The organism is Lactobacillus sp. B4026, from assembly GCF_026535825.1.
GTDB lineage: Bacteria > Bacillota > Bacilli > Lactobacillales > Lactobacillaceae > Lactobacillus > Lactobacillus panisapium.
Genome location: NZ_JAFNPD010000002.1, coordinates 42,648 through 54,870 on the forward strand (window position 1 = coordinate 42,648; position 12,223 = coordinate 54,870).

Annotated in this window: 9 protein-coding genes; all 9 read left to right on the forward strand. The window is 35.9% G+C overall.

Features of this window, described 5'->3' with window-relative positions:
• The first annotated feature begins 4 nt into the window (after window positions 1–4).
• The 9 genes from acpP (at window position 5) to J3U69_RS02170 (ending at window position 12,045) form a co-directional block, all read left to right on the forward strand.
• Entirely contained in the window at window positions 5–247 is a 243-nt protein-coding gene (gene acpP, locus J3U69_RS02130) for an acyl carrier protein (protein WP_103751796.1), read from the forward strand.
• Window positions 248–366: 119 nt separating this feature from the next.
• Window positions 367–1,380, forward strand: coding sequence for an ABC transporter ATP-binding protein (locus tag J3U69_RS02135; RefSeq protein ID WP_103751795.1), 1,014 nt, complete (start codon window positions 367–369; stop codon window positions 1,378–1,380).
• A gap of 2 nt (window positions 1,381–1,382) precedes the next feature.
• Complete coding sequence (locus J3U69_RS02140) at window positions 1,383–2,360, forward strand: ATP-binding cassette domain-containing protein (protein ID WP_103751794.1); 978 nt, start codon at window positions 1,383–1,385, stop codon at window positions 2,358–2,360.
• Between the two features lie 2 nt (window positions 2,361–2,362).
• Window positions 2,363–3,322, forward strand: a complete 960-nt coding sequence (opp4B, locus tag J3U69_RS02145) for an oligopeptide ABC transporter permease (protein WP_103751793.1) — start codon at window positions 2,363–2,365, stop codon at window positions 3,320–3,322.
• Window positions 3,323–3,334: 12 nt separating this feature from the next.
• A complete protein-coding gene (locus tag J3U69_RS02150) occupies window positions 3,335–4,255 on the forward strand; it encodes an ABC transporter permease (RefSeq protein ID WP_103751792.1) in 921 nt (306 codons plus the stop codon).
• 201 nt (window positions 4,256–4,456) lie between these two features.
• The gene (locus J3U69_RS02155; RefSeq protein WP_267385441.1) at window positions 4,457–6,229 is read left to right on the forward strand and encodes an oligopeptide ABC transporter substrate-binding protein; all 1,773 of its coding nucleotides are present in this window, start codon (window positions 4,457–4,459) and stop codon (window positions 6,227–6,229) included.
• Between the two features lie 158 nt (window positions 6,230–6,387).
• Window positions 6,388–8,157, forward strand: coding sequence for an oligopeptide ABC transporter substrate-binding protein (locus J3U69_RS02160; protein WP_267412888.1), 1,770 nt, complete (start codon window positions 6,388–6,390; stop codon window positions 8,155–8,157).
• Between the two features lie 165 nt (window positions 8,158–8,322).
• The gene (locus J3U69_RS02165; protein WP_267412889.1) at window positions 8,323–10,089 is read left to right on the forward strand and encodes an oligopeptide ABC transporter substrate-binding protein; all 1,767 of its coding nucleotides are present in this window, start codon (window positions 8,323–8,325) and stop codon (window positions 10,087–10,089) included.
• A 186-nt stretch (window positions 10,090–10,275) separates the two neighbouring features.
• Window positions 10,276–12,045 (forward strand): oligopeptide ABC transporter substrate-binding protein, encoded by a 1,770-nt coding sequence (locus tag J3U69_RS02170; RefSeq protein WP_267412890.1) that lies wholly within the window; start codon window positions 10,276–10,278, stop codon window positions 12,043–12,045.
• The last annotated feature ends 178 nt before the right edge of the window (window positions 12,046–12,223 follow it).

Here is a 12,223-nt window from a genome sequence, read left to right on the forward strand (position 1 = left end):
AATGATGACCGAAGAAGAAATTTTTACCAAGATTAGAGATATTTTGGCAGACAATTTTGAAGTTGATAAAGATAAAATTACAAAGGAAACCAATTTTACCAATGATTTGGATGCAGATTCAATTGATCTTGTTGAATTCATCTTGCAGCTTGAAGATGAATTTGGCTCAGAAATTTCAGATGAAGATGCTGAGAAAATAAAAACAGTGGGAGATGCGGTTAATTATATTGCAGCTCACCAAAAATAATTTCTAAAATATTGATTTGGCATTTGCATGTAGCCGATTTGATGTATATAATTAGAAATTAAATAAATTTATTAAGTATCTTTAATAAATCTGTTGAAAATTTGAGAGGGGAATGGCCTTTGGAAAAACAAAGTGATCTCTTGCTAGATATCCAGCATTTGCATACTGCTTACCGATTACAAGGAAAATTTTATGATGCTGCCGATGATATTAATATAACTCTGAAGCGTGATGAAATTTTATCAGTCGTAGGTGAATCTGGCTGTGGTAAGAGTACAATAGCTGCAAGTATAATTGGTCTGTATGACCATAAAAATACAAAAGTAACTGGTGATATTTTATATAATGAATTGAATCTCGTAGGTTTAAATGAAACCTTGTTTGATAAGATTCGTGGTAATAAGATCGGAATGATCTTCCAAGATCCTCTTGCAAGTTTAAACCCATTAATGCGGGTTGGCGATCAAGTTGCCGAAACGCTTTATTATCATACGGATATGAATGAAAAAGAGCGTCATGCTCGGGTAATTGAACTTTTTAATCAAGTTGGTATGCCTAAGCCTGAAGAAACTTATTCTATGTATCCATTTGAGCTTTCAGGTGGTTTGCGTCAACGGATCGTTATTGCGATGGCAATTGCATGTAAGCCAGAAATTATTATTGCTGATGAACCAACTACTGCTTTGGATGTTACTATTCAGGCCCAAATTTTGGACTTGCTAGAAGATATTCAACGTCAGTCACATTCTGGGATTATTTTAATTACTCATGATTTGGGTGTTGTTGCTGAAACTGCTGACCAAGTTGCTGTTATGTACGCTGGTCAAGTAGTTGAAAAAGCCGATGTTAAGACTATTTTTGAGCATCCACTTCACCCTTATACTCGCTCACTTTTAAATTCAATGCCTCAATCTGAAGATGAGGATGAGGATTTACACGTTATTCATGGAACTGTTCCTTCATTGCAAAATATGCCGCGTGAAGGTGATCGTTTTGCGGCTAGAATCCCATGGATTCCAGCAAGTGCGCACGAAAAAGATCCAGTCATGCATGAAGTTGAACCAGGACACTGGGTAAGATGCACGTGCTGGAAGACGTTCCACTTTCAAGATGCTGAAGCAAGTGGGGAGTAATTATGGCTAAAGAAATTATTCAAGTTAAAAATTTAAAGGTGCATTACCCAATTAGATCAGGTTTTTGGAACAGAATAACAGATTATGTTCGTGCCGTTGATGACGTAAGTATTACCATTAATGAAGGTGAAACTTATGGCTTAATTGGTGAATCAGGATCGGGTAAATCAACGACAGGTAAGGCAATAGTTGGTGTAGAACCAGTAACTAGTGGCCAAATCATTTATAAAGATGTTGATATTACTAAATCAAAGAACAGAAAAAAGCTTGATTACAACAAAGATGTCCAGATGATTTTCCAAGATTCAATGTCAAGTTTGAATCCTAGAAAACGAATTGAAGACATCATTGCTGAACCAATTCGTAACTTTGAAAATTTGACTACAGATCAAGAACGTGATCGAGTACAAGAATTATTGGATATCGTTGGTATGCCAAGTGATGCTATCTACAAGTACCCACATGAATTTTCAGGTGGTCAGAGACAAAGAATTGGTGTTGCTCGTGCTGTTGCAACAAATCCAAGGCTGATCGTTGCTGATGAACCAACGAGTGCTTTGGACTTGTCGGTTCAGGCGCAAGTTTTGAACTTCATGAAACATATTCAACAGCAGTACAACATTGCATATTTATTTATTTCGCACGACTTAGGTGTTGTTAAGCACATGTCTGAGAACTTGGCAATTATGCACCGTGGACGACTAGTTGAAATTGGTACCCGTGAAGATATCTATAATCATCCAATTCACATTTACACCAAACGTTTACTTTCTGCGATTCCGGTTGTAGATGTTGAGCACCGTGAAGAACATAAGAAGCATCGTGAAGAAGTTGAACAAGAATTTCAGAATGATCAAAGTAAATGGTATGATAAAGACGGTCGTGTCTTCCCACTTCAACAAGTGTCCGGAAAGCACTGGGTTGCATTACCTAAAGATGAACTTCAGCGAGAAGAATTAAACGAAAAGGGGAGAGACTAATAATGTGGAAAACAGTCTTAAGACGTATATTAATTATGATTCCTCAATTGATTATCTTGAGTATCTTAGTCTTCTTCTTGGCTAAAATGATGCCGGGTGACCCATTTACTGGTCAAATCAATCCGAATACTGATCCAAAGCAACTTGAAGCATTGAAGAGAGCGGCAGGTCTTTATGATCCAGCTCCAGTTCAATATGGACGTTGGGTTGGCAATTTATTTAAGGGCGACCTTGGAACCAGTTACATTCAACACGTGCCAGTTACTTCTTTAATTGCTGATCGTGCTGTAAATACTTTTTGGCTTGCAATGTTGACTACTATTCTTAGTTACTGCATTTCTATTCCTTTGGGAGTTACTGCAGGACGTCACCAAGATCAATGGCAAGATCAAGCAGTTCAAATTTTTAACTACGTTACTTTTGCCGTGCCGCCATTTGTCTTTTACATTTTAGGAATTTGGTTATTTGGTTTTACGCTAGGATGGTTCCCAATTTCTGGCTCTGTTTCACCTAACGCTTCTGGCTTCTGGGGTACTTTAGGCAGTCAAATTTATCACATTATCTTGCCTGCTTGTCTTGTTGCATTGATAACAACGACATCAATTGTACAGTATCTGAGAACAGGAATCGTTGATAATAAAGTCGAAGATTATGTTCGGACCGCTCACAGTAAGGGTGTTCCCGAAAATGTTGTCTTCAACAAACATATTTTACGTAACTCGTTATTACCAATTGCGTCATCAATAGGTACAGTTATTACTGGTCTTTTAAGTGGTTCTATGGTTGTAGAATCAGTGTTCAGTTACCCAGGAATGGGTAAACTATTCCTAGATTCAATTGGACAACGTGATTACACCACTTTGACGGCATTGATTTTAATCTTTGGTATCCTTACTTTACTCGGAAATCTTTTGTCAGATATTATTATGAGTATCGTTGATCCAAGAATCAGAATTAAGTAAGGAGGAAAAGAAATGTCTGAAAAGAAAGAAAACACTTCAACACAAGAAGTAAAAAAGAAAAAAGTTTCTTCTCCTGCTTCAAGTTTTAAGGTAGTAGTTAGAGAAATTGTCAAAGATAAAATTGCACTTACCGCATTTATCATTATTGTTTTAATTCTCTTATTTACTTTTGGAGGATCATTATTCTTAAATTCTGAAAAGGTAACAGAAACAAATATTATTGATGCCTATATGGGATGGGGCATGAACGGTCATCTGTTCGGCACAGATGATGGTGGTCGTGATATTGTTAACCTTCTAATCATGGGTGGACGTAACTCCATCTTGATTGGTTTAGGTGTTACTGCTGTCTGTGAAATTGTTGGTTTGGTCGTTGGCTTAGTTTCTGGTTATTACGGCGGTTATGTCGATGCAATTATCATGAGAATAGTTGACTTTGTTCAAGTTTTACCTGCTATGCCAATTGAAATTGTTTTAGTAAGTGTTATTCCGCATTATAGTCCTGTGAGTTTAGTATGGATTATCTCAATGTTCGGTTGGACAACTACAGCGAGATACTTTAGAGCGTTCGTCCTATCTCAACGTGGAAGAGATTATGTTCTTGCTTCGAAAACCTCAGGTTCATCAGATTTAAAGATTATGTTCCGCGAAGTTTTGCCGAATATTACCTCAATGGTTATTATTGATGTGGTTTTAGCAATCGCAAGTAACATTGGTATTGAAACAACACTTTCCTTTATTGGCTATGGTTTGCCATCAACAGTTCCTTCACTAGGTACCTTAATTGGTTTTGCTAATGATCCGGTTAACGTTGTAAGTCGGCCTTGGCTTTGGCTACCCGCTACGGTCATGTTGTTAGCAATTTCATTGAGTGTTAACTATGTTGGACGTGCATTCCAGCGTGCTGGTGATGCAAGACAAAGAGAAAACTAACTTAATATTAAAAATAACTTCGTGATTAAACGAAGTTATTTTTTTGGATTTAATTAGAATGTTAATTTTAATTTATCTATACATTAATGTTTATGAAATGATAAGTATTTGAACTTAAACTAACTTATGCTAAAATGTAATTATTAGCTTATTCCAAGAACACACGGGATTATTCATTATTTAGATAGGAGTTTTAATAATATGAATAAGACAAAAATTCTTCGCGCAGCAGGTATTGCTTCAGCTGCAGCGTTGACTTTGGTAGCCTGTGGCAAAAATAGCAATACTGCTAATAACCAAAATGCTAAGACGGCAAGTAAATTCCCTCAAGCAGTACCTGTTAAAGAGGCCAAGCAGGGTGGTACTTTGAAGTATGCTATTAAGACTGATACACCATTTACAGGTGTTTTTTCTGACGAACTTTCTACAACGGCGATAGATAGCTCAGTAGCTGAGCCAGGAGAAGAATCATTATTTGATACTGATGATAGTTATAAGATTACTAACAAAGGTCCAGCTACAATGAAGCTTGACCGTAACGCTAAAACTATCACAATTACCGTTAAAAAAGGTGTTAAATGGTCCGATGGTAAGCAAGTGACCGCTAAGGATCTTGAATATCCATATGAAATTCTTGCTAATAAAAAGACAAAGGCACAGAGATATAGTAGTCAACTGGAAGAAATTGAAGGCGTAAAAGAATACCACCAAGGCAAATCAAAGACAATTTCTGGAATTGAAATGCCTGATGGTGATAATGGTCGTACAGTTGTTTTACATTTTAAGGAAATGAAGCCTGGAATGTTATACAGTGGTAACGGTTATTTCTGGGAAAGCGCAGCCCCATATCATTACCTAAAGAATATTCCATTTGAAAAATTACAATCTTCTGACCAAATTAGAAAGAAGCCATTATATTTTGGACCGTATAAAGTTGAAAAAATTGTTCGTGGACAATCTGTAACTTGGGTTCCGAATAAATATTATTGGCGTGGTAAACCAAAACTAGATAAAATTGTTTCGCAAGTTATTTCACAAAATTCAATTTCACAAGGTATCAAGAGTCGCAAGTTTGATGTCGCTGAAGTTGTTAATGACCAATGGAATGAGGTTAAGGACACTAAAGGCGTAAACTTTGTTGCACAAATTCCTCTTGCATATCACTACATTGGTTTTAAAGTTGGTAAATGGGATGCTAAGCAAGATAAAAATGTGATGAATCCTAATGCAAAAATGAATAATAAAGCTCTACGGCAGGCAATGGGTTATGCAGTTAACGTTGATTCTGTTGACCAACATTATACTTCCGGCTTAAGCTTTAGAATTCCAACCTTAATTCCAGCTCAATTTGGCGATTATTTTGACAAGGATGCTAAAGGATACAATTATAACTTAAAGAAAGCCAATCAACTTTTAGATAAAGCTGGCTACAAGAAGAAGGGTAAGTGGCGTGTTCAACCTAATGGCAAGCCATTAACTATTAACTTCATGGCAATGACAGGAAGTTCAGCTCAAGAACCAACGGTTCAAAATTATATCCAACAATGGCAAAAGATTGGCTTGAATGTAAAATTGCTTGGTGGCCGATTAACTGAGTTTAATTCATTTTATGACAAGATTCAAAATGATGACCCACAAGTGGACGTTTATATGGCAGGCTGGAGTTTAGCTAGTGAGCCATCACCAGCTTCAATGTATGGTGAGTCTTCACCTATGAATTATTCTCGCTTTGCAACGTCTAAAAATAATAAGCTTTTAAATGAGATTGATTCGCAAAAGTCCTTTAATCATAGTTATCGGGTAGAAAAATTCCATCAATGGCAAGAATACATGAATGATCAAGCTTATGTTTTACCATTGGATAACTCTTATAAAGTGATTGCAGTTAATAATAAACTAACTGGGTATTCAACTAAGCCGTCAGACAATTCGAATGGTCATCAATTATGGTATAAAGTTGGCTTTATTAAGTAATTAAGCAAATAAGATTAAGTACAAGATACTTCTAGAACTAGAAAAAACTAGTTTTAGAAGTATTTTTTTGCATAAATTAAAGTAAAATTATATTTATAACTTTAAATATGGTAATATTTAATAAATAGTTAATTATAATTAAAAAGGAGTGTAGTATAATGACCAAATTAAAAACTATCGGTTCGGTTGGTATTGTCAGCATGGCTGCTCTAACCTTAGTTGCCTGTGGTAAAAGTAATCAAAGTAATAGCAATGATGCAAAGACAGCAAGTAAATTTCCTAGTTCTATGCCTAAGAAAGCCGCTAAACAAGGAGGAACAGTTAAGGTAGCTTTAGAAACTGATACACCTTTTACTGGTATTTTTTCTGATCAATTAGCTACAACTTCTTTTGATGCACAGATAGCTTCACCAGGTGCAGAATCACTATTTGATACGGATGATTACCATAAAATAAATGATAAGGGACCAGCAACCATTAAGATTAATCAAAAAAATAAGACAATTACGATTACGTTAAAAAAAGGCGTTAAATGGTCAGATGGCAAGCAGGTAACAGCTAAAGATCTTGAGTATCCTTATGAAATTTTAGGCAATAAAAAAACAAAGGCACAGAGGTATTCGACTAAGCTGGAGGTCCTTAAAGGACTGAAAGAATATCATGAGGGTAAAGCAAAAACTATTTCAGGAATTGAATTGCCAGATGGTGATAATGGGTTACGGATGATTTTACATTTTTCATCGTTAAAACCCGGGATGTCATTTAGCGGCAATGATTACTACGTTGAGTCTGCTGCGCCTTACCATTATTTAAAGGACGTTCCATTTAATAAGCTCGAGTCTTCAGATAAGATTAGAAAAAAGCCACTTTATTTTGGCCCTTATAAATTAGCCAAATTGGTTCGCGGTCAATCAGTGACATGGATCCCCAATAAATATTATTGGCGCGGAAAGCCGAAGTTAGCCAAAATTGTTTATCAAGTAGTTTCACCTAACTCTGCTTCGCAAGCGATTAAATCGCATAAATTTGATATTGTTCAGGTAGTTAATTCGCAATGGAAAGAGGTAAAAAATACCGAAAAAGTAAAATTTATCGCGCAAATCCCGTTGTATTACAGCTATTTAGGCTTCAAAGTGGGGAAATGGGATGCTAAAAAAGGCAAAAACGTCATGAATTCTAATAGCAAGATGAATAATAGGTCATTGCGGCAGGCAATTGGCTATGCAATGAATATTGCTGCCGTTAATAAGCGCTACACCAATGGCTTAAGTTTTCAGATTCCAACTTTAATTCCCAAACAATTTGGTGACTTCTACGATCCTAATGTCAAAGGTTTTACGTACAATTTAAAGAAAGCAAATGAACTTTTGGATAAGGCCGGATATAAGAAAAAAGGTAAATGGCGTGTTCAACCTAATGGCAAACCATTAAAAATTAACCTTTTGGCCATGTCAGGAGCTGCAACCCAGGAACCGATTGTACAAAATTATATTCAGCAGTGGCATAAAATTGGTTTAAATGTTGGTTTGCTCAATGGCAGGCTAACTGAAATAAACTCGTTCTACGACAAAGTTCAAAACGATGATCAATCGGTTGATATGTTTATGGCTGCATGGGGACTTTCAAATGAGCCGTCGCCTAATGGTCTATATAGTGAAGGTGGTCCGGCAAACTATACTAGATTTGTTACTGCCGAAAACAATAAACTAATTGATGAGATAGACTCAGAAAAAGCATTTAACCACAAATATCGTGTGCAAAAATTTCATGAGTGGCAAGAGTACATGTTTAAAGACGCTTACGTTATTCCAATGTACAATGCATATAAAATTTATGCTGTTAATGATCGTCTTACTGGATATTCTCTTAAACCGTCTGAATCTAATAATGATCATCCATTATGGTACCAAGTTGGCTATGTTAAATAATAATAGTAGCACTAAAATAGCAAAATCAAATACTATCTTAATATAGATTAAAAAATAAATTAAATAAAAACTAATATTTTTATTGATATACTAATTTTGTATGTTAATATTTAATCATTAACTTGTTTCAAATATTACCAACGTGAAATTAGAAGGAGTTAAATTATGAAAAGTGCAAAATTTTGGGGGTCACTTGGTGTAGTTAGTGCAGCTGCGCTAACTTTAGTAGCCTGTGGCAAAGGCGGTAATTCGGCTAATACCGATGATACTAAGCAAGCTAGCAAATTTTCCCCTGTAGTACCAAACAAGTCCACCAAGGAAGGCGGGACGGTTAAGCAAGCTATCGAAACGGATACACCCTTTACCGGTATTTTTGCTAGTGAATTAACCACCACCCAGACCGATGTGGATGTTATGGAACCTGGTCTTGAGAGCTTATTTGATGTTGATGACGATTATCGAATCAATGACAAAGGCCCAGCTACCATGAAACTTGACCGTAAAAACAATACAATCTCAATTATGGTTAAGAAGGGCGTTAAGTGGTCTGATGGCAAGCAAGTTGTTGCTAAAGATCTGGAATTTTCTTATGAAATTATGGCCAATAAAGCGACCAAATCGCAAAGATATACTAGTTCGATTGCCTCAATTAAGGGGATGAAAGAGTATCATGATGGTAAAGCTAAAACTATTTCTGGCTTAGAAATGCCAGATGGTGAAAATGGTCGTAAATTAATTATTCATTACGATAAATTAAAGCCGGGTATGTATAATAGTGGTAATGGCTACTTTAGTGAAAATGCCCAACCATATCACTACTTGAAAAATGTACCATTCAGTAAGCTGGAATCATCAGATCAAATTCGGAAAAAGCCGATGTTCTTTGGCCCATACAAGGTAGATAAAGTGGTTCGTGGTCAATCAGTAACTTGGTCACCTAACAAATATTACTGGCGTGGTAAACCAAAGTTAAACAAGGTTATTTGCCAGGTAGTTTCTACTAAATCCGCCTCTCAAGCAATTAAGAGTCAAAGATTTGACGTTGCACGTGTAATTAACTCACAATGGAAACAGGTAAAAGATACTAAAGGCGTAAACTTTGTTGCTAAAATTCCTTTGGAATATTCATACCTTGGCTTTAAGGTTGGTAAATGGGATGCTAAAAAGGGTAAAAACGTCATGAATCCGAACGCCAAGATGAATAATAAATCTTTGCGTAAAGCTATTGCGTATGCCATGAATATTTCACAGGCAACCAAACGCTATACTGGTGGCCTGACTTTCCAAATACCAACTTTGATTCCGGCTCAATTTGGTGACTACTTTGATAAGGATGCCAAGGGCTACGATTATAACCTTAAGAAAGCAAATGAACTGCTAGACAAAGCTGGTTATAAGAAGAAAGGCAAATGGCGGGTTCAGCCAAACGGTAAACCGTTAAAAATCAAAATTTTGGTTAGTGAGGGTTCGGATCCAAGTAAGGAACCAATTACACAAAATTATATTCAACAATGGCATAAAATTGGCTTAAATGTCAGTTTGATTAACAATCGATTGATTGAATTTAATTCTTATGTTGATAAAGTTCAAAATGACGATCCCGAAATCGATATGTTTACGGGAGCTTGGTCCTTGTCAAGTGAACCGTCACCAAATGACTTATATGGTGAGGGTGCACCATTTGATATGACCAGATTTGTCACACCAGAAAATACTAAACTACTTAATGCAATTGATTCAGAAAAGGCATTTGATCATAAATACCGTGTTGAGCAATTCCACAAGTGGCAAGAATATATGAATGAAGAAGCATACTGCATTCCGATGACTAATTCATATCAAATAACTGCAGTTAACGGTAAGATTACTGGATACTCGGTTAAACCATCAGATAGTAACGATAAATGGTTTAAGGTTGCATATGTAAAATAAGATTTTTAAAACTCGAAATTATTTCGAGTTTTTTGTTTGATTAAAAATATAAAAGACGAGAAGTCTTAAAAATTAAGCTTAAATTAATCATTCTGTTGCAATTTTCATTTATAATGATATTATTTAATTATTAACTTGTTTCGAACACTATTAAAAATTAATTATTAAGAAGGAGAAACTCGTTTTATGAAAAAAGGTAAATTTTTAGGTTCGCTGGGAGTTGTTTCAGCTGCTGCTTTAACATTAGTAGCCTGCGGTAAGAGTAGCAATACTAGTAATGAAGGTGCAAAAACTGCCAGCAAGTTTCCAATCGAAACTAAAACTAAGACTGCGAAACAAGGAGGTACCCTTAGGATTGCAGAAGAAACTGATACTCCTTTCACAGGTATCTTTAATGATGAATTACAGATGAGTCAACCCGACGCTGATGTTTCAAGTCCTGGTCAAGAGTCATTATTTGATACAGATGATCACTACAAGATTAATGATAAAGGTCCTGCTACCTTGAAACTTGATCGTAAAGCTAAAACCGCTACGATTACAATTAAAAAGGGCGTAAAATGGTCTGACGGTAAGCAAGTAACGGCCAAAGATATTGAATATGCATATGAAATTATTGCCAATAAGGCAACTAAATCACAACGTTATGCATCTCAATTCAATATAATTAATGGTATGAAAGAATACCACGAAGGTAAAGCCAAGACTATTTCTGGGATTGAAATGCCTGATGGTGAAAACGGTCGCGTTGCAGTATTACACTGCCAGGAATTGAAGCCAGGCATGTATTACAGTGGTAACGGTTATATTTGGGAAAACGCCGCACCATATCATTATTTAAAAGATATTCCATTTTCTAAACTAGAAGCTTCTGATCAAATCAGAAAGAGACCTTTGTATTTTGGTCCATATAAAGTGCAGAAAATTAATCGTGGTCAATCTGTAACCTGGGTTCCAAATAAATATTACTGGCGTGGCAAACCAAAATTAGATAAGATTATTTACCAAGTAATTTCACCAAATTCTGCTTCGCAAGCAATTAAGAGTCATAAGTTTGATATTGCTCGTGTAATCAATAACCAATGGAAACAAGTAAAGGGTACTAGCGACGTTACCTTTGTTGCCCAAGTACCATTAGCATATCATTATATGGGCTTTAAAGTTGGTAAATGGGACGCTAAACAGTCTAAGAACGTCATGAATCCTAAAGCTAAAATGAATAACAAATCGTTACGGCAAGCGATGGCTTATGCAATGAACACTGATGCGGTATACAAGCATTATACTGATGGCTTAAGCTTCCAAGTTCCAACTTTGATTCCTGCACAATTTGGCGATTACTTCGATAAGAATGCCAAAGGTTATACTTATAATATAAAGAAGGCCAACCAACTTTTGGATAAAGCTGGCTATAAGAAGAAGGGTAAGTGGCGCACTACTCCTGATGGTAAACCACTGACAATTAACTTTATGGCAATGTCAGGTCAAGCAATTAACCAACCAATTGCTCAAAACTTTATTCAACAATGGAACAAGATTGGGTTAAACGTTAAGCTAGTAGGTGGACGATTAACTGAATTCAATTCTTTCTATGATAAAGTGCAACATGATGATCCTAAGGTTGATGTATTTTTAGCTGGCTGGACACTTTCAACAGAACCATCTCAAGAGCAAATGTATAGTGAAGGGACAATGTCCAATTACTCACGTTTTGTAACTCCAGAAAATACGAAGCTCATTAAGGATATGGACTCACAAAAGGCCTTTGACCATAAATACCGTGTTGATAAGTTCCACGAATGGCAAAAATACATGAATGATGAAGCTTATGTCATTCCAACTTATAATGAATACCAAATCGATGCTGTTAATAGTAAGATTACTGGCTACTCATTGAAACCATCGAAATTAAACAATGGTCATCAATTATGGTACCAAGTTGCTTTTGCTAAGTAAAACTGTTAAATTTAATTAGTAATTTACCGGTCTTTTTGCGAAAAATATTTAAAAGCGTTAGGGTTAATCACCCTAACGTTTTTTTGTTAAGCTGGTTTTTGTTTGTTAATCGTGATGCGGCGTATTCGTCTGAATAATCAAGAATTAGTCTTGTTAAACTATATGCTCGCTCTCATAG